The following is an 18,644-nucleotide window of genomic DNA, read 5'->3' on the forward strand; positions in this document are numbered from 1 at the left end:
CCGGGGGGCGGATCCCTCGCGGCGAGCACCTGCGCGCGGCATGTGACGAACGCCACAGCCCCCAGGCGCTCTCCGTGATGTTCTCGTGATTACCGCCGAGACCGGACGGGAAATGCTTGCTGTGGTCGAGGCCGCAGCGCCTTCACGGCCCAGCCTTAGGGGGAGAATCCCATGCAGAGTCTTAAGCGCCCTGGTCGTTCCATGCCCAAGCGGCAGCAGTCGGTCATCGAGCCTCAGCCGGAGGGCGTCGAACCCGACGACTTCGACGGCGAGGAGATCGACGCCTACGACACCTTCGAGATGTACCGGGTGGTCTGCCCGGAGTGCGCGCAGCCCATCGCCCTGCTGGCGGACGAGGAGGTCCTGCCGGAGCACGCGCTGTGCGCCTCGCCGTGGAACCCGTTCGGTCTCACGGTCTGCGCCGGCACCGGCCGCAAGGCCTCGGACGCCCGGCCGGCGGACGAGTCCGTCGAGCCGCAGGAGCAGCAGACCGCCCTGTTGTTGACGCTCCCCCAGGGGCTCGACTGGCGGACGCAGCCCTTCTCGCACGTCGGCGGCCCGGGCTCGCGCCCCATGCGCGTGCCGGAGATGCGCCGCCACGCGGCCTGAACCGGGCGCCCCCACCTCCGGCACCTGCCCTGCACCACGGCGCACGGACCGCCCTGGTGCAGGATCAGTGCGCCGCGACGCGGGCCGGACGCCGGTGAACTCACTCTCGATTCCGGCGATCGGTGACCTGTCCGCCCGGCACCGCGTTGCCCAGGTATGACCCTCATCCAGTCGGCAACCGGGCGTCGGCGCAGGATCTTCGTGCCACCGCCCGCGGAACCGGTTCCGCCCGCGCCGCCGCAGCTCCCGGACCCGCCGATCTACCGCGACATGGTGCGCGCGTGGGCCGACCGGGGCCGCACCCTGCCGGGGCGCCACGACCCGGAGTGGGTCCGGCTCGCCGCGCCCTTTCCCGGCCTGGGGCAGTTCAGCGGGTCTCGGGACCCGCGACGTGACGGGCGATGACCATCCGCTGGATCTGGTTGGTGCCCTCGACGATCTGCAGCACCTTCGCCTCACGCATGTAGCGCTCGGCCGGGAAGTCCGCGGTGTAGCCGTACCCGCCGAGCACCTGAACGGCGTCTGTGGTGACCTTCATCGCCGTGTCCGTGCAGAACAGCTTGGCCATGGCCGCCTGCCGCGCGAACGGCCGACCCGCGTCCCGCAGCCGCGCCGCCGCCAGGTACAGCGCCCGGCCCGCCTCGATCTGCGTCGCCATGTCGGCGAGCATGAAGCGCAGCCCCTGGAAGTCGGCGATCGGCCGCCCGAACTGCTGCCGGTCGGTGGCGTAGGCGACCGCCTCGTCGAGCGCCGCCTGGGCGAGTCCGACGGCGCACGCGGCAATACCGAGCCGCCCGGAGTCCAGCGCGGACAGCGCGATGGCGAAGCCCTGGCCCTCCTCCCCGAGCCGGCGATCGTCGGAGACCCGCACCCCGTCGAGGTGGATCTGCGCGGTCGGCGAGCCCTTCAGACCCATCTTCTTCTCCGGTGCCGCCGCGCTCAGCCCCTCGGCGTCGCCGGGCACCAGGAAGGCCGTGATCCCGCGCGGTCCCTCCGCGCCCGTGCGGGCCATGACCGTGTAGAAGTCGGCGATCCCGCCGTGGGTGATCCAGGCCTTGGTGCCCGTGATCACCCAGTCGTCGCCGTCCCGGACCGCCTTGGTGCGCAGCGATGCGGCATCGGAGCCGGAGGCGGGCTCGGAGAGGGCGTAGGCGCCGAGCAGGCCGCCGCCGAGCATGGCGGGCAGGTGCTCGGTCTGCTGCTCCTTGGTGCCGTAGGCGGCCAGCCCGTAGGCGGCCAGGGTGTGCACGCTCAGGCCCAGGCCGACCGTGAGCCGGGCCGCGGCCAGCTCCTCCAGGACCTGGAGGTACACCTCGTACGGCTGGTCGCCGCCGCCGTACTCGGAGTCGTAGGGCAGGCCGAGGAGCCCCGATCGGGACATCAGGGTGAAGACCTCGCGCGGGAAGCGCCCGGCGTCCTCCTCCTCGGCCGCCTTCTGGGCGATCTCGTGCTGCGCGATGTCGCGGACGAGCGAGATCAGGTCCCGGGCCTCGTCCGTGGGCAGTTGCCGGTCCACCGGCTGCGGGGCGCGGTCGGGCATGGCGACGCTCTCCTCCCTGTCGGGCACATCGGCGGACGTGCGCCTTGGGTGGGGCGGCTCCGCCGGAGTCTTCCTCAGCCGCCCGATGCTCGCGCTCCCGGGTCACGGAAGCGGCTGACCAGCGGCTGTGCGCTGTGAGTATGCCCGATCGGCGGCACGGAGTCACCGGTTAACGACCGCTTACTTCAAGAAAGGTCCGGCCGTCTCCCGCTGCGCCCGACCGGACCGCGGCTGTCGCGGCGGTTCCGGCCGTCCTTCTCAGCCGTCCCGGCGGGCGGCGGCGGGGGCGGGATACGCCGGGTCCAGTTCCTCCACGGCCCGCAGGGCGCCGCCCAGCGTCTTCACCAGCAGTTCGCGCATGGCGTCGCGGGAGAGTTCCGGGCGGTCGATCCAGTCCAGGGTCGCACCCTCGACGCCGCACACCCAGGAGAGCAGGCCCATCCGGGCGACCGGGGCGATGGCGGCGCGGCCGTAGGCGCCCTCCGCGATGGTCGCGACGATCGCCTCGCGCACCCCGTCCCGGATGGCGTGCACTTCGGCGTCGAAACCGACGCCGCCGCTGACGATGGTGCGGTAGGCGGCCTGGTTGTGCTCGGCGTAGCGGAGATAGCCGTCGACGGTGCGGTGCACCCGCTCCACGGCCGGAAGGTCCCGGCCGCTTCCCGCGAAGGTGACGAGATCGGCGACCGAGTCCTCGACGATGGCCAGGTAGTAGCCGCGCTTGGACTGGAAGTAGTAGTAGATCAGACCCTTGGCCACATGGGCCTGCCGGGCGATGTCGTCCATCGACAGGGCGTCGTAGGAGGTGTCGGCGAACAACCGCCGCCCGATCGTGATGAGTTCGGCGCGACGTGCCGAGGAACGCTCGGTGCCGCGCGCCCGGGGGTGGGCGCTCTCGCGGTGTTCACTCGTATTCAATTTCGGCCCCGGTCTCCAACTGGCCATCGACGCCCGCAGTATGGCAGGTCCGGGTATGAGTCAGCTCACAGAGCCCACAGCGGGGAAGGCCCCGGTCTCCCGGGGCCTTCCGCACGCGGTCAGCGCACGCCCACCGCCGCGAGCGCCATGCGCTGGTGGGGGGTGGGGTGCGCCGGGAAGTACAGGTAGCAGACGCCGCCACTGCCGGAGACCACCTTGCCGGAGGCGTTGTACCGCTTGGTCCTGAGCCAGATGTTCTCGAACTCCCGGCGCAGGTACACGCGCCGCACCGCCGCGTCGCTCGGCGAGGCCGGGTCGTTGGCGATCACGTCGCCGTCGGCGGTGAAGCCGATGATCGTCATCAGGTGGCCGGAGGTGCCGTAGCCCGCGCCCGTCAGCTCGGTCTTGAGGAAGGACTGGGACGTTATGGCCGGGATCCCGGCGGCGACCAGCGTCTCCACGTCGTTGAGGGAGCCGAGGCGGGTGACGACGCCCTGCAGTCCGTCGAAGGTCGCCGCGTAGGCCGCGTTGAAGGGCCAGTTGCCGCAGCCCGCGTACTGGTAGTCGTACGTGGACCGGGCCGCGTGGCAGACCTGGGGGTCGGCGTAGGACGGGTCGACCCAGGAGAGCTGCTCGGGGGTGAGCCGGCCGCCCCAGTACTCGATGATCATCTGCGAGGAGGTGGGGCTGCACCAGGCTTCGCCGCCGTTGTCGTACTGCGGGTACTGGCCCGCGTGGATCTCCTGCGAGAAGCGCGGGACGGTCAGTTCCCTGGCGGGCGCGGCGGGCGTGGAGGCGGCGACGGTGAAGCGGTCGGGGATGTCGGAGCCCATGGCGCCGATGCGCCACACCGTCGGGGTGAGGCTGGTGCCGGGCCTGCGGTACAGGGTGAGCCGGAGCCGGTAGGACGTCAGACGCAGTCCGGAGGCCGCGTCGTCGATGGAGAAGGTGTCCGTCCAGATGGTGCTTCTGCCGTCGGTCTGGTCGTCGACGGAGGTCCGCTTGATGTCCTGGTCGCCGGCCGCCCAGCGGCCCATGACGTACCAGGGGGTGTCCGTGCCGTCGGAGTACGTGCCCTGCAGTTCCACCTGCAGCCAGGTGCCGGCCGGGGTGTGGGCGTTCCAGGAGGCGATCGCCTCGGTCGCAGGGACCGACAGGCGGTGGACCGGGCCGGTCCAGGTGGCGTACTCCCAGGTGGCGGTGGTGCCGGTGTGCGGGTCGGCGTAGTCGGTGGTGCCGACGGGGGCGGCGATCTGGAGGCCGGGGCGCAGGCCCGCGAAGGGGCGGGTGCCGCGGGAGGTGCCCGAGCGCCAGTCGATGTACGTGGTCCAGGCGCGGTAGTCGACCGGGCGGGTCGAGTCTGCGGCGGTGTGTGCGGTGGTGGCGGTGCGCTCCGTCGCGGCGGCCGTCGGGGCGGTGGCGCCGGCCACGGCGGCGACGACCGCGGCGGTCAGGACGGATCTGCGGGACAGGTGTTCGGCACTGCTCATGGGTGGGAGACCCCCAGGTGTCCGAGTCGGGGCGGGAGCGGGTCCGTGCACGGCAATGGGCCCACTATGGCCGCGGGGACGGGCTCCTGCCAGCACTTCGACAGACGCCACGCCTACCAATATTGGTCTCTACCAGTGGCATGACCTGGGGGTCCTTGCAGCGGGGCCAGCCCCCCGCCCTCACCGGCACCGGAGGCGGGCCCGGGTGCGTCAGATCAGGTCCATCGCCGCCACCTCGTCCGGCCGGCCGTAGCTGACCGGCCCCCGGAAGCGGCGGCGGGCCGTGGCGAACCACCACAGGGTGGCCACGAGCAGGACCACGGCCAGGGCGACGGGGGCGTAGTTGAAGGAGCCGACGGTGATCGGGGAAGCCTGCGGCAGCATGAACAGCACGCTGCTCAGGGCGATCCAGGTGACGGCCACGATCCCCACCGGGCGGCCCCAGCGGCCCAGGTGCCAGGGGCCCGGCTGGAACTCGTCGCCGAGGCGCAGACGGAGCAGGATCGGCACGGCGTAGGCGAGGAACAGCCCGACGACGTTGACGCTGACGATGGCGGTGAAGGCCGTGTGCGACCACCAGCCGGGCAGGACCAGCGCCAGGGAGCAGGCGACGGCCAGCCAGACCGCCTTGACGGGGGTCCGGGTGCGCGGGGAGACCGAGTGCCACCAGCGGGAGCCGGGCATGGCGCCGTCCCGGGAGAAGGCGAAGATCTGCCGGGTGTTGCTGGTGAGGTTGGCCAGGCCGCAGAAGAGCATGGCACCGATCACGATCAGCAGGAGGGCCTTGGCGGTGCCGAGGCCGAGCGCGTCGATGAGGATCTGGACGGGCGGTGCGTCCGCGGCCGCCACATGGCCGTAGTCGCGAATGCTGAGGACCAGGGCGAGCATGAGGATCAGACCGGTGACGGCGGAATAGCCGATGGCGCGGGTAATGCCTCGGGGTGCGTTGACGGTCGCCCGGACCGTTTCCTCGGACATGTGGAAGCTGCCGTCGAAGCCGGTGAAGGTCCAGCTGGTGACCAGCAGGCCGAGCATGCCTCCGTAAAGTCCGCTCGTGAAACCGGTGTTGTTCGCGAAATGCGTGACGAAGGACGCCGGACGGTGGTGGTCGGGGACGGCCACGAGAGCCGTCACGATCACCACGAGACCGACGAGCAGCCACCATACGGAGATCCGGTTCAGGACGGCGACCAGCTGGACCGTGTAGGTGTTGGCCAGTCCCTGGACCACGATGATCAGCGCCGTGATCAGCACCGTCTGGTGCGCCGTGGGCCGGTAGGAGGGCCACTGGAGGGCGACGAAGGCCTGGACGAAGGTGGCCGCCGCATAGCCGGTGGCCGCGGTGCCGCCGACCTGGCCGACGAAGTTCAGCCAGCCGGTGAACCAGGACCAGGCCCCCTTGTGCCGTTTGGCGAGTTTTCCGGCCGAGAAATACAACGCGCCGCTCGTCGGATAGGCGGAGGCCACTTCGGCCATGGCCGCGCCGATGAAGAGCACCATGACGGACACGCCGATCCAGCCGAACACGAGAATGCGCGGACCGCCCGCGTTCATCCCGAAGCCGAACGACGAGAAAATGCCCGAGATGATGTTGATGATGGTGAAGGATATGGCGAAGTTGTCGAACGCCTTGAAACGCCGGGTGAGTTTTCTGGGATAGCCCATCGCGTGCAGGGTGGCGTCGTCGTCGAGGGCGTTCGGGTCGGCCTCGGCATCGACCGTCGTCCGCTCCGGCATGTGTCGGCCTTTCTCTCGGTGGGGGGTGTGGCGAGATCAGGGGATGGAGGGCACGGGCAGGCCGCAGGCGCGCCGGGCCCGGGAGAGCTGCTCGACGGGGTCGCCGAAGACGCACCACGGCATGCGTGAGGCGTAGGGGCCCATGGCGGTGAGGACCGCACGGGCCTCGAACTCACGCCCGCCCTGGACCAGGGCGTGGGCGAGGTAGGCCAGGTCGAGCACCGGCGTGAAGCGGTAACCGGCCACCGTGGGCAGCCAGTTCTGGTAGATGGCGAGCGCGGTGGAGCGCCACTGCGGCTGTTCCCAGACGCGGCCGGCGAGCAGTCGGGCCGGGTCGTGGCTCTCCACCAGGGCGACCAGCGGCAGCAGCCGCAGCACGGAGTCGGCCGGTGCCCGCTGGCCGAGGAAGGCGGCGACGTCCCAGGCCGCGTTGACCGAGCCGCCGTACCGGGTGAAGAAGCAGGCGAGGAAACGGTGGTGGGCCTCGCGGTGCCAGGGGTCGAGGGACAGGATGTGGGCGAACAGCCGCCAGGGTCCGGGCGGGGCGGTGAGCAGCCCCTGAGGCGCCGGATCGCGCAGCCGGTGCAGCCGCGCCATGGCCAGCTTGGCGACCCATGGGGTGGGGTCGGCGGGGGCCATGGCCGCGGCCCGTTCGCAGGCGGACAGCGCTATCCGCTCCAGCGGTTCGGCCCGCGGGTCGCGGGTGTCGGCGGCGTGCAGCGCCCTGAGCACGGCCACCCGCGCCCACACCAGCGCGGCCTCGGGTGCGGGTTCCTCCGCCAGCCAGTGTTCGGCGAGGTCGGAGTCGGCCGCCTCGGAGGCCACGACCAGGGAGCGGTGGGCCCGAAGGGCGAAGTCGTCGCGGGTCTCGGCGAGGGCGGCCCGTGCGCTCGCCCAGCGGCCGGCCCGGACGTCGACGCACGTGCTGGCGAGGACGCGGTCGTCCGCCGCCGGGTGCCAGACATACTGCCCTTCGAATAACCCAGCGGCCATCTACCCCGTCCGTCCCCGTACGACGCCTCGCAGTTGCGCATCAGGCACTTTACTCAGCACCGGGCACAACCGGAACGCCGTTTTCGATATCTCCACCGATGGATTCCCGGCGGGAATAGGGCGGGTTTGGTGGGCGTTCGCTCGGTAGTTCAATTCGGCACTATTCGAGGGGCGCCTATCGGGGCAGGCGGGAGCGACCACTAGAATGTACCTCGCACATATGCCACCGCCTCGCCCGGGAATCGCCATTCACACCCTCGCCGCCCGCCTCCGGGACCTCCCGCCGTCCTGCGGCCCCGTCCGCCTGGTCGGCGTCGACGGGCACGCGGGGTCCGGGAAGTCCACGTTCGCCGGCCACCTGGCCGCGGCGCTGGGCGGCGCCCCCGTGCTGCACCTGGACGACATCGCCAGCCATGAGGAGCTGTTCGCGTGGGACGGACGGCTGCTGACCGAGGTGATCGAGCCGCTGACCCGGGGCGCGACGGCCTCCTACTCCCCCTACGACTGGCGCGCCCGGCGCTTCGGCCCCGCCCGCGCGCTGCCGCCGGCACCGGTGGTGCTCGTCGAGGGCGTGGGGGCCGGCCGCAGGGCGCTGCGCCCGCATCTGGCCCGCCTGCTGTGGATGGAGGTGCCTCGCGAGGAGTCGTGGGCGCGGGGGCGGGCCCGGGACGGGGAGGAGCAGCGGGAGTTCTGGGCCGGATGGGTCGAGGCGGAGCGCCGGCACTTCACCGAGGACCCGTCGCGGCCCTTCGCGGATCTTCTGGTGCGGCAGTCGGCGCAGGGATACGAGGTGCTCACGGCGCCCGCCGGGACCCTTGATACGGACCAGAGTGTCACTCACCGTGACGGACCACCGGCGATGTGGTGAGCCTGTGAAGACCCTTGCGGAGGAACTTGGCTGAGTACCTCAACTCCGCTTGACCGGGGCACCATACAGGTCTTACGTTCTCAATGTGCGGTCGAGACGGACCGCCCGCAGTCGCGAAGCCCCCGGTTGTTCCCCCGTGATCGGGGGCTTCGTTCTGCCCGCGTCCTGTTTTCCGGACGCCGCGTGACGCCGTTCGCTCACCCTCGGTCACCGGCGCACACTGCGCTCCGTCTGCTCCCACCTCCCCGAACGCACCCTGCCCGCACCCTTCGGCGGGCGGCGGCCCCACGGGTACGATGCCCTCGGTGCGACCTTCGAACGGCTGCTTCGCGCACCTGCAACTCCGGTCCGCGGCACAGCGGTTCGGCCAGAGGCAGCCGCCGGGTGGATGCCCGGCGGCGTACGGGGGCACGGTTTGTGGGGGACGTGATGGACTTCGGCACGCAGGGCCCCGAGGCCCCGGCCGACCTCGCCTGGCTGCGCGGCGTGGACGCCTACACCATGGGGGCCTATCCGCAGGCCGAGGAGGAGTTCCGGGTCGCGGTGCGGATGGATCCCGGGATGGCCGACGGCTGGCTCGGGCTGCACGCGCTGCGCGTCGACACGACGACCGCGCTGCTGAAGATGTTCCGGCACAGGGACCGCTTCGGCGAACAGCGCGCCCGGCACCGTCGCACCCTCAACTCCTGGTACTGGCTGGGCTGGTGGGTGCAGCCGGTCCTGGAGAACCCCCGCGACCTGCTGCTCGCGCACGCCTCGCACTGGCTGGACGGGCGGCACGTGCCCGAACTGGACCGGGCGCTCGCCGGACTGCCGCCCGTGGACACCGACCCCCACGTCCGCTTCCTGCACGCCTGCCGCGCCTATCTGGTCAAGGACTGGGAGCAGCTCGTCCGGCACACCGACCCACTGGTCGACGACCCGATGCTGGGCATCGAGGCCGGACTCTTCGGCGGCATGGCCCGGGTCCGGCTGGAGATGTACGGGCAGGCCGAGCCGCTGCTGTCGGCCTCCCTGATGCGCTGCCGCAGCGAGCAGCCACAGCGCAAGGAACTCAGATACTGGCTCGCCCGGGCCCACGAGGGCACCGGCCGCAGCGCCGCCGCCCTCCCGCTGTACAGGGCCGTGCACCGGGTCGACCCGGCCTTCATGGACACCTCTGCGCGGCTCGCGGCCATCGCCGAGGGCGACGGATACGACGACACCGCCGATCTCGCGGCGATCACCCTCACCGGTCTCGGGCAGGACTCCGTGGACGGCTCGGACGTCCTGGATCCGCTGTTCGGCACCGAGGGCCGCGACGTGAAGCTCGACCAGCCCGATCCCGCGGCCTCCGGTCCCCTCCCCTCGGCCGCCGACCCGGCGGTGCGCGAACGGGCCACGGTCGCGGCCGGACCGCTGCCCAGCGGACCCACCGACCCCGCGTTACTCGAGGAGGCGCTCGCCGAGCTCGAGCGCATGGTGGGTCTGGAACCGGTGAAACGCCAGGTCAAGGCCCTTTCCGCCCAGCTCAACATGGCCCGGTTGCGGGCCGGGCAGGGGCTGCCCGTGCAGCCGCCGAAACGCCACTTCGTCTTCTCCGGCCCCTCGGGCACCGGCAAGACCACCGTCGCCCGCATCCTCGGCCGCGTCTTCTACGCCCTCGGCCTGCTCGGCGGCGACCATCTGGTGGAGGCCCAGCGGGCCGACCTGGTCGGGGAGTATCTGGGCCAGACCGCCGTCAAGGCCAACGAGCTGATCGACTCCGCGATCGGCGGGGTGCTGTTCGTGGACGAGGCCTACTCGCTGTCCAACTCCGGGTACGGCAAGGGCGACGCCTACGGCGACGAGGCGCTGCAGGTTCTGCTGAAGCGGGCGGAGGACAACCGGGACCACCTCGTGGTGATCCTCGCCGGCTATCCCGAGGGGATGGACCGGCTGCTCGCCGCCAACCCCGGGCTGTCGTCCCGCTTCACCACCCGGGTGGACTTCCCGTCGTACCGGCCCGGGGAACTCACCGAGATCGGCAAGGTGCTCGCCGCGGAGAACGGTGACGTGTGGGACGACGAGGCCCTCGACGAGCTGCGCTCGATCGCCGGGCACGTGGTGGACCAGGGGTGGATCGACGAGCTCGGCAACGGGCGGTTTCTGCGGACGCTGTACGAGAAGAGCTGCGCGTACCGGGATCTGCGGTTGTCCACGTATCCCGGCACGCTGTCGCGGGACGATCTGGCGACGCTGCGGCTGCCGGATCTGATGCAGGCGTACGGCGAGGTGCTGTCGGGGCGGGGGCCGCAGGATCCGTCGGCGCTGTGACGGATCCCGCGGCCCGCTCCCGCCGGCCCGCAGCCACGCGGGCGGCACCGCCCGCGGCTGCGTCGGCTACGTGGCCAGGACCTCCTCCTGGTCCCCGCTGCCGCGGGGTTCCGTGAGGCGGATTTCCGTCGCCACCCGGTGGGCGGGGTCGCGGACCTCGCCCACCAGGAGTTCCAGTACGTCCTCCAGGGCCACCACGCCCAGCACCTTGCCGGAGGGGTCGGCGACCTGGGCCAGGTGGGTGGCCGCACGGCGCATGACGGTCAGCGCGTCGTCCAGCGGCAGCTCGGAGCGGAGCGTCGCCATCGGGCGCCATATCCGCTGCGGCACGGCGCGGTCGGAGTCCTCCAGGTCGAGGACGTCCTTGACGTGCAGATAGCCCATGAACGGGCCGTTCTCCGCGGCGACCGGGAAGCGGGAGTACCCGGTGCGGGCGGTGAGCGCGACGACCTCGCCCGGGGTGACCGACGGGCTGACGGTCACCAGCGCCTCACGGCCGAGGAGCACGTCCAGGACCGGGCGGGAGCCCAGCTCCAGCGCGTCCTCCAGCCGCTCCTGCTCCTCGGGGTCCAGCAGCCCGGCCTGACCGGAGTCCTCCACCAGGCGGTTGAGCTGCTCGCTGGTGAAGGCGGCCTCGACCTCGTCCTTGGGTTCGACGCGGAAGAGCCGCAGGATCCCCTTGGCACAGGCGCCGAGCGCCACGGTGACCGGCTTGCAGACGCGGGCGAAGGCGACCAGGCCGGGGCTGAGCCACAGCGCGGCCTTCTCCGGCGCGGCCATGGCGAGGTTCTTCGGCACCATCTCGCCGATGACCAGGTGGAAGAAGACCACGGCCGCGAGCGCGATGACGTAGCCGAGCGGGTGGACCATGCCGTCGGGCAGGTGCATCCGGGCGAACACCGGCTCCAGCAGGTGCGCCACCGTCGGTTCGGCGACCGCGCCCAGGGTCAGTGAGCAGACGGTGATGCCGAACTGGGCGGCGGCCATCATCTGCGGCAGCCGCTCCAGGCCGTAGAGCACCTGGCGGGCCCGCGCCGTGCCGAGCGGTTCGATCTGGCTGCGGCGGACGGAGACGAGCGCGAACTCGGCGCCGACGAAGAAGCCGTTGACGAGGACGAGCAGCGCGGCGAAGAACAGTTGGAGGACGCTCATCGGGCGGCCTCCACCATGCTCGCGACGGCGTCGGTGACGGGCGCGGTCCGCACCAGGCGGACGCGCTCGGCGCGGTAGTGCCCGACCTGGCGCACGGACAGCCGCCAGCCCGGCAGCTCCGCCCGGTCGCCGGCGGCCGGGATCCGGCCCAGCAGATCGGCGACCAGACCGGCGACGGTCTCGTAGGGGCCTTCGGGCGCGTCGAGGCCGATGCGCTTGAGCAGGTCGACGCGGCAGCCGCCGTCGACGTCCCAGGCGGGCCGGCCGTCCTCCGGCGGTGCGGGGGCGAGCTCGGGCACGTCCTTGGCGTCGTGCTCGTCGCGGACCTCGCCGACGAGTTCCTCGACGATGTCCTCGAGCGTGACGACGCCCGCGGTGCCGCCGTACTCGTCGACTACGACCGCGATGGGCTGCTCGCTGCGCAGCTGGGCGAGCAGCGGCTGCACCGGCAGGGTCTCGGGGACCAGCAGGGCCGGGCGGGCGATACGGCCGACGGGGGTGCGCAGCCTGTCGTGCACCGGGACCGCGAGGGCGTCCTTGAGGTGGACCATGCCGACGATCTCGTCGATCTTCTCGTGGTAGACGGGGAAGCGGGACAGGCCGGTGGCGCGGGTCAGGTTGACGACGTCCTCGGCGGTCGCCGAGGACTGCAGGGCGCTGACCTTCACGCGCGGGGTCATGACGTGCTGCGCGGTCAGCTCGCCCAGGGACAGCGTGCGGACGAACAGGTCGGCCGTGTCCTGCTCCAGCGCGCCGGCCTGGGCCGAGTGGCGGGCCAGGGAGACCAGCTCGCCGGGGGTGCGCGCGGAGGCCAGCTCCTCCGTCGGCTCGACGCCGAGGGCCCGCACCAGCCGGTTGGCGACGGTGTTGAGCGCGGCGATCACCGGGCGGAACAGGCGCGAGAACAGGTGCTGCGGGCCGGCGACGAACCGGGCGACCTGCAGCGGCCTGGACACCGCCCAGTTCTTGGGCACGAGCTCGCCGATCACCATCTGGAGCGCGGAGGCGAGCAGCATCCCCACGACCACGGCGACGCCGGAGACGGCGCCCTCGGGGACGCCGATCGCGGTGAAGGGCCGGCTCAGCAGGTCGGCCAGCGCCGGTTCGGCGAGCATGCCGACGACCAGGGAGGTGATGGTGATGCCGAGCTGGGTGCCGGACAGCTGGAAGGACAGCTCACCCAGCGACTCGACGACCGTACCGGCGCGCTTGTCGCCGTCGGCGGCCGCCTTCTCGGCGTCCGGGCGCTCGACCGTCACCAGGCCGAATTCGGCCGCGACGAAGAAGCCGTTGGCGAGGATGAGCAGGAAGGCCGCTCCCAGGAGCAGCAGGGGGATGGTCATGATGCCGCCGCCTCCGCGTGCGCGCGGACCTCGGTGTCGGGGTCCGCGCTATGTCGGCAGGGGGCGGCGCAGGTACTACAGGACGATCCGTCCATCGCCGGAGGGAGTCACTCCTCGGGTAGCAGGAGCCCCTGGCGCCGGTCGGAGCTCAGGGGCGGAGGCGCCGCGAAAAACGCCTCCGTCAACAGATTAATCAAGACCCGGCCCTGTGTGTCAGGGTGGACGTCCCCGAGTCAGCCCTGAGGTTCACCCTCGGACCGCTCGGGGTCGTGGACGGAGCGGGCCTCGACCAGGGCGCGCAGGGCGCGTGCGTCGGCGATCGCGCGCTGTTTGGCGATGCCGGGCTGGATGCCGAGGGCGGGCATGCTGGTGCCGTCGCTGAGGTTGAGGAACACCCACGGGTCGCCGGGGCGCAGGTTCACCTGCAGGATCTCCGGCCACTCCAGATGGCGCCTGCCGGCGATGTTGACGACGGTGACCCCGGAGTCGTCGACGACGACCTTGGGCCGGGCGAGCAGTACCAGCACCCCGAACAGGAGTGCGCCCGTGAAGATGAAGCTGATGCGTTCACCGGGGCTGAGCTGCTCCAGCAGCAGCGCTACGACCGTGATCACCACGAAGATCGCCACCCCGGCCGTGAGCAGCACCGCGCGGGTCTGCGCCGGCCGGAACGTGACGGGGAGTGCGGGCAGGTCGGACATCGTCGTGGACCCTCTCTGACCTTCTGCGTGCCTCTCGTGACCGTCCGGCCGCTCAGAGGCGGCAGGCGTGGATGGCCGTGGTCAGGATGGCGCGGGCGCCGATGGCGTACAGGTCGTCCATGATCCGCTGAGCCTCCCTGGCCGGGACCATGGCGCGGACGGCGACCCAGCCCTCGTTGTGCAGCGGGGAGACGGTCGGGGACTCCAGGCCCGGGGTCAGCGCGACGGCCTTCTCCAGCTGCTCGACCCGGCAGTCGTAGTCCATCATCACGTACGTCCGGGCGACCAGGACGCCCTGGAGGCGGCGCAGGAACTGCTGCACCTTGGGTTCCTCGGCGTCCGCGCCGGTGCGGCGGACGACGATCGCCTCGGACTTCATGATCGGCTCGCCGATGACCTCCAGGCCGGCGTTGCGCAGCGAGGTGCCGGTCTCGACGACGTCGGCGATGACCTCGGCGACGCCCAGCTCGATGGCGGTCTCCACGGCGCCGTCGAGGTGGACGACGGAGGCATCGATGCCGTTGTCGGCGAGGTGCTTGGCGACGATGCCCTCGTAGGAGGTCGCGACCGTCATGCCGTTCAGGTCCGCCACGCCGTTCGCGGTGCCGGGCTTGGTGGCGTAGCGGAAGGTGGAGCGGGCGAAGCCGAGAGGCAGGATCTCCTCGGCGTTGGCGCCGGAGTCGATGAGCAGGTCGCGGCCGGTGATGCCGATGTCGAGGCGGCCGGAGGAGACGTAGATCGCGATGTCGCGGGGGCGGAGGTAGAAGAACTCCACCTCGTTCTCCGGGTCGACGATCCGCAGTTCCTTGGACTCGCGGCGCTGCTGGTAGCCGGCCTCATGCAGCATGTCCGCCGCAGGGCCGGAGAGTGAACCCTTGTTGGGGACGGCGATGCGCAGCATGAGGTCGGCTTCCTTTGCGTGAAGGGGGTTTCTACGGCTTCTTACAGCAGGCGGGTTACAGGTGGGCGTAGACGTCGTCCAGGGAGATGCCGCGGGCGACCATCATCACCTGGACGTGGTAGAGCAGCTGCGAGATCTCCTCGGCGGCCGCCTCCTTGCCCTCGTACTCGGCGGCCATCCAGACCTCCGCGGCCTCCTCGACGACCTTCTTGCCGATGGCATGCACCCCCTTGCCCACCAGCTCGGCGGTGCGGGAGGTGGCGGGGTCGCCGTGGGCGGCCTTGTGCTGGAGCTCCGTGAAGAGATCCTCGAACGTCTTCTTGGACATGGTGCTGCTAACCCTACGCGCTCCGGGCCGCTCCTCAGCGCCAGGGTTCGGATACTGAACGCAGCGTGGCGGCCGTCGCGACCGCCGCGGTCACCGCCTCGTGGCCCTTGTCCTCGCTGGAACCCGCCAGGCCGGCCCGGTCCAGGGCCTGTTCCTCGGTGTCGCAGGTGAGCACGCCGAAGCCGACGGGCACGCCGGTCTCGACCGACACCTGGGTCAGACCGTTGGTGACGCCCTGGCAGACGTAGTCGAAGTGCGGGGTGCCGCCGCGGATGACGACACCGAGGGCCACGACCGCGTCGTAGCCGCGGCCCGCCAGCACCTTCGCCACCACCGGGAGCTCGAAGCTGCCGGGGACCCTGAGCAGGGTCGGCTCGTCGATCCCCAGCTCGTGCAGGGCGCGCAGGGCGCCGTCCACCAGTCCGTCCATCACCTTCTCGTGCCACTGTGCCGCGATGACGGCGACCCTGAGGTCCCCGACGTTCCGGACGGACAGTTCCGGTGCACCCTTGCCGCTCACGTGTCTCCTCAGTTCCTGGTCTTACTGGTCTTACTGGTTACCGCAGGTGGCCGCGGTCGCGGCCACGGAGGCCGGCGCCGCCTCGGCCTCGGCGGAAGCCGGGGCCGGGGTGTCCAGCCAGGGCAGGTCGTGCCCCATCCGGTCCCGCTTGGTGCGCAGGTAGCGGAGGTTGTACTCGCCCGCCTGGACGGGCATGGGCTCCCGTCCGGTGACCTTGATGCCGTGGCGCAGCAGCGCCTCGGTCTTGTCGGGGTTGTTGGTCATCAGGCGGACGCCGGTGACCCCGAGGTCCTCGAGGATCTGCGCGCCGGCGCCGTAGTCGCGGGCGTCGGCGGGCAGGCCGAGTTCGAGGTTGGCGTCCAGCGTGTCGCGGCCGCGCTCCTGGAGCTCGTAGGCCCGCAGCTTGGACATCAGGCCGATGCCGCGCCCCTCGTGGCCGCGCAGATAGACCACCACTCCCCTGCCCTCGGCCTGGATGCGTTCCAGGGCGGCGTCCAGCTGGGGGCCGCAGTCGCAGCGCAGCGAGCCGAAGACGTCGCCGGTCAGGCACTCGGAGTGGACCCGGACCAGGACGTCCTCGCCGTCGCCGATCTCACCGTGGACGAGGGCGACGTGCTCGACGCCGTCGGCGGTGGAGCGGTAGCCGTACGCCGTGAAGACACCGTGCCGGGTGGGCAGGTTGACCTCGGCCTCGCGGCGGACGGTGGGCTCGCCGACGGGGGACTCGCTGCCGCGCCGGTAGGCGATCAGGTCCGCGATGGAGATGATCGTCAGACCGTGCTTGCGGGCGAAGACCATCAGTTCGGGCAGGCGCAGCATCCGGCCGTCCTCGCCGGCGATCTCGACGATCGCACCGGCCGGGCGCAGCCCCGCGAGCCGGGCCAGGTCGACGGCGGCCTCGGTGTGGCCGTCGCGGACCAGCACACCGCCGGGCCTGGCGCGCAGCGGGAAGACATGGCCGGGGCGGACCAGGTCGGTCGGCTCGGCCGTGCCGCTCGCCAGCAGCTGGAGGGTGGTGGCGCGGTCGGCGGCGGAGATGCCGGTGGTGACGCCGTGGGCGGCGGAGGCGTCGACGGAGACCGTGAAGGCGGTCTTCATCGACTCGGTGTTGTCCTCCACCATCTGCGGCAGCCTCAGCCGGTCCAGTTCCTCGCCCTCCATGGGGGCGCAGATCAGGCCGCGGCACTCGCTCATCATGAAGGCGACGATCTCGGGGGTCGCCATCTCGGCGGCGATGACGAGGTCGCCCTCGTTCTCGCGGTCCTCGTCGTCGACGACCACGACGGGGCGGCCGGCCGCGATGTCGGCGACGGCCTGCTCGACCGGGTCGAGCGTGAAGTCCTCGACGGTGTCGGTGCCGTAGGCGCCGGCGTTGTAGGCGTCGGTGTTGTACAGGATGGGTGCCGCGGTCATGCGGGCGCTCCTTCCGGGACGGGCTGCGCGGCTCGGCGGGAGCGCAGCCACCAGTCGCGCATGCCCCACAGGACGAGCGCGCCGTAGATGACGTAGACGAAGCCGGAGAAGGCGAAGCCGTTGGCGAAGTTGAGCGGGACGCCGACGACGTCGACGAGCAGCCAGGCGAACCAGAACTCGACCATGCCGCGCGCCTGGGCGTACATGGCGACGATGGTGCCGACGAAGATGTAGGCGTCGGGCCAGGGGTCCCAGGACAGGGACGGGTAGGCCTTGAACACGGCGGCGACCGCGACCGTGCCGACGGCGGCGGCGCCGAGCAGGACCGCCCGCTCGCGCCAGGTGGCGAACCGTACGGCGATGTGGCCGTCCGCCGCCTGGTCCTTGCCGCGGTTCCACTGCCACCAGCCGTAGACCGCGACGACCATCACGACGATCTGCTTGCCGGCGCTGCCGGAGAGATGGGCGGTGGCGAAGGCGGCGAAGAGGATCAGACCGGACAGGAACTGGGTGGGCCAGCTCCATATGGAGCGTCGCCAGCCGAACGCCAGGCCGAGCAGGCCGATGACGTTGCCGATCATGTCGGACCACTTGATGTGCTGGCCCAGAAGGGTGAACGCCTCGGAGTTGAGCCAGTTCACTTGCCGGCCCCCTGCGCACGGTCGCCGAGCAGCCGCTCGACGTACTTGGCGACGACGTCGACCTCGAGGTTGACCGGGTCGCCGGGCTGCTTCAGACCAAGCGTGGTCAGGGCGAGGGTGGTGGGGATGAGGCTGACGGTGAAGTGGTCGGCGCCGGCGTCGACGACGGTGAGGCTGATGCCGTCGACCGTGATGGAACCCTTCTCTACGACGTAGCGCGCGAGTTCCGCCGGCAACGAGATCTTCACGATCTCCCAGTGCTCGGAGGGGGTGCGGTCCAGGATCGTGCCGGTGCCGTCGACGTGTCCCTGCACGATGTGCCCGCCGAGACGCGCGCCGACGGCGGTGGGGCGTTCGAGGTTGACGCGCGAGCCGACGGCGAGGACGCCGAGGCTGGAGCGCTTGAGGGTCTCCGCCATGACGTCGGCGGTGAACTCGTCGCCCTCGTGTTCGACGACGGTGAGACAGACCCCGTTCACGGCGATGGAGTCGCCGTGCTGTGCGCCCTGGGTCACGACGGGTCCGCGGAGCCTGAAGCGAGCGGCGTCGCCAAGGTTCTCGACGGCGGTGACCTCGCCCAGCTCTTCGACGATTCCGGTGAACACTTCCCGGGTCCTCCTGCCTCTTCGGGCACGGACTCCGGGGCTGTCGATGACGACAGAGGACACGAGCGAGAACACTCTGTACGGCGACGCCGGACGGCAACTCGCCGTGAGGGCGAGCCCGTAGACGGCGGCGCGCACACATACGTGCCCGCTCGCCGCGCACTGCCTCCCATCCGGACTTTAACCGTCGGTCCAGGAATTTCACCTGGTCAACCGGCCGCTGGAAGCGACCGGGTCGCGGACTGTAACCGCCGGTTCGGACTTTCACCGACCCCGGAGTGCGCTGCTACTGGTACGAAGCCAGTCTGCCACGCCTGCCCGACGTCCATACAGACGAACGGTGTGGGTTCGCTCACAGAGTGCATCGCCGCTCCAGCGGCGCTGACCCTGGTCGCGACCGCGACGCGAACGCGGCGCAGCCGCGTGAAAGCCTGGTCGATCGAAAGGCCCGGCGGCGGGCAAGGGCCGTCGTCACCGCCGCCGGACCGGCCTGTGCAGGAGTCAGACACTAAAAGGACTAGACCAAAGCGTCAACCGCCAACATCTCCGCGCCGGGCGCGAGTTCAGGCCTGTTTCACGTCTGCCCACGC

General features: G+C 71.4%; 18 protein-coding genes and 1 riboswitch. Of the genes, 4 read left to right on the top strand and 14 right to left on the bottom strand.

Annotated features, from left to right (window positions below; genetic code table 11):
* Nucleotides 1–171: 171 nt before the first annotated feature.
* Together IE318_RS07410 and IE318_RS46490 are read left to right on the top strand one after the other, a co-directional pair.
* On the top strand, nt 172–609 hold the full coding sequence (locus IE318_RS07410) for a hypothetical protein (RefSeq protein WP_189897869.1): 438 nt from the start codon (nt 172–174) through the stop codon (nt 607–609).
* 156 nt (nt 610–765) lie between these two features.
* Nucleotides 766–1,014, top strand: coding sequence for a hypothetical protein (locus tag IE318_RS46490; RefSeq protein WP_078917231.1), 249 nt, complete (start codon nt 766–768; stop codon nt 1,012–1,014).
* On the opposite strand, the gene IE318_RS07415 is transcribed toward IE318_RS46490, so the two are convergent.
* The 5 genes from IE318_RS07415 to IE318_RS07435 form a co-directional block, all read right to left on the bottom strand.
* Nucleotides 977–2,149 carry an acyl-CoA dehydrogenase gene (locus IE318_RS07415; protein WP_189897871.1) on the bottom strand — a complete coding sequence of 391 codons (1,173 nt, stop codon included), beginning with the start codon at nt 2,147–2,149 and terminating at the stop codon, nt 977–979. The two genes, IE318_RS46490 and IE318_RS07415, sit on opposite strands and share 38 nt — an antisense overlap.
* 258 nt (nt 2,150–2,407) lie before the next feature.
* The gene (locus IE318_RS07420) at nt 2,408–3,094 is read right to left on the bottom strand and encodes a TetR/AcrR family transcriptional regulator (protein WP_189897873.1); all 687 of its coding nucleotides are present in this window, start codon (nt 3,092–3,094) and stop codon (nt 2,408–2,410) included.
* A gap of 92 nt (nt 3,095–3,186) precedes the next feature.
* Complete coding sequence (locus IE318_RS07425; protein ID WP_189897876.1) at nt 3,187–4,557, bottom strand: C39 family peptidase; 1,371 nt, start codon at nt 4,555–4,557, stop codon at nt 3,187–3,189.
* Between the two features lie 210 nt (nt 4,558–4,767).
* Nucleotides 4,768–6,294 (bottom strand): amino acid permease, encoded by a 1,527-nt coding sequence (locus IE318_RS07430; protein ID WP_189897878.1) that lies wholly within the window; start codon nt 6,292–6,294, stop codon nt 4,768–4,770.
* Between the two features lie 36 nt (nt 6,295–6,330).
* Nucleotides 6,331–7,287 (bottom strand): hypothetical protein, encoded by a 957-nt coding sequence (locus IE318_RS07435; protein ID WP_189897880.1) that lies wholly within the window; start codon nt 7,285–7,287, stop codon nt 6,331–6,333.
* Nucleotides 7,288–7,507: 220 nt separating this feature from the next.
* Between IE318_RS07435 and IE318_RS07440 the strand changes: the two genes are divergently transcribed.
* Both IE318_RS07440 and IE318_RS07445 read left to right on the top strand, forming a co-directional pair.
* Nucleotides 7,508–8,155, top strand: a complete 648-nt coding sequence (locus IE318_RS07440; RefSeq protein ID WP_189897882.1) for a uridine kinase family protein — start codon at nt 7,508–7,510, stop codon at nt 8,153–8,155.
* Between the two features lie 429 nt (nt 8,156–8,584).
* The gene (locus IE318_RS07445) at nt 8,585–10,450 is read left to right on the top strand and encodes an AAA family ATPase (RefSeq protein ID WP_030175649.1); all 1,866 of its coding nucleotides are present in this window, start codon (nt 8,585–8,587) and stop codon (nt 10,448–10,450) included.
* Nucleotides 10,451–10,516: 66 nt separating this feature from the next.
* On the opposite strand, the gene IE318_RS07450 is transcribed toward IE318_RS07445, so the two are convergent.
* The 9 genes from IE318_RS07450 to IE318_RS07490 all read right to left on the bottom strand — a co-directional run bounded on the left by IE318_RS07450 (nt 10,517) and on the right by IE318_RS07490 (nt 18,054).
* Entirely contained in the window at nt 10,517–11,602 is a 1,086-nt protein-coding gene (locus tag IE318_RS07450; protein WP_189897884.1) for a hemolysin family protein, read from the bottom strand.
* Nucleotides 11,599–12,945 carry a hemolysin family protein gene (locus tag IE318_RS07455; protein ID WP_189897886.1) on the bottom strand — a complete coding sequence of 449 codons (1,347 nt, stop codon included), beginning with the start codon at nt 12,943–12,945 and terminating at the stop codon, nt 11,599–11,601. Before IE318_RS07455 ends, IE318_RS07450 begins: the two co-directional genes overlap by 4 nt.
* Before the next feature lie 233 nt (nt 12,946–13,178).
* Entirely contained in the window at nt 13,179–13,646 is a 468-nt protein-coding gene (locus tag IE318_RS07460) for a PH domain-containing protein (RefSeq protein ID WP_189897889.1), read from the bottom strand.
* Nucleotides 13,647–13,698: 52 nt separating this feature from the next.
* Complete coding sequence (gene hisG / locus IE318_RS07465) at nt 13,699–14,547, bottom strand: ATP phosphoribosyltransferase (protein ID WP_030175635.1); 849 nt, start codon at nt 14,545–14,547, stop codon at nt 13,699–13,701.
* 55 nt (nt 14,548–14,602) lie between these two features.
* Nucleotides 14,603–14,875: a phosphoribosyl-ATP diphosphatase gene (locus tag IE318_RS07470; protein ID WP_030175632.1), complete on the bottom strand. Its 273-nt coding sequence runs from the start codon at nt 14,873–14,875 to the stop codon at nt 14,603–14,605.
* A 34-nt stretch (nt 14,876–14,909) separates the two neighbouring features.
* Nucleotides 14,910–15,395, bottom strand: a complete 486-nt coding sequence (gene ribH / locus IE318_RS07475; RefSeq protein WP_030175629.1) for a 6,7-dimethyl-8-ribityllumazine synthase — start codon at nt 15,393–15,395, stop codon at nt 14,910–14,912.
* A gap of 30 nt (nt 15,396–15,425) precedes the next feature.
* Nucleotides 15,426–16,808 carry a bifunctional 3,4-dihydroxy-2-butanone-4-phosphate synthase/GTP cyclohydrolase II gene (locus IE318_RS07480; RefSeq protein WP_030175626.1) on the bottom strand — a complete coding sequence of 461 codons (1,383 nt, stop codon included), beginning with the start codon at nt 16,806–16,808 and terminating at the stop codon, nt 15,426–15,428.
* A complete protein-coding gene (pnuC, locus tag IE318_RS07485) occupies nt 16,805–17,449 on the bottom strand; it encodes a nicotinamide riboside transporter PnuC (RefSeq protein ID WP_189897891.1) in 645 nt (214 codons plus the stop codon). The genes IE318_RS07480 and pnuC overlap by 4 nt, the downstream gene beginning before the upstream one ends.
* Complete coding sequence (locus tag IE318_RS07490; RefSeq protein ID WP_030175620.1) at nt 17,446–18,054, bottom strand: riboflavin synthase; 609 nt, start codon at nt 18,052–18,054, stop codon at nt 17,446–17,448. Before IE318_RS07490 ends, pnuC begins: the two co-directional genes overlap by 4 nt.
* Nucleotides 18,055–18,209: 155 nt before the next feature.
* Nucleotides 18,210–18,340, bottom strand: a riboswitch (FMN riboswitch).
* Nucleotides 18,341–18,644 lie beyond the last annotated feature (304 nt).

This window comes from Streptomyces spiralis (genome assembly GCF_014654675.1).
GTDB classification, from domain to species: Bacteria; Actinomycetota; Actinomycetes; order Streptomycetales; family Streptomycetaceae; genus Streptomyces; species Streptomyces spiralis.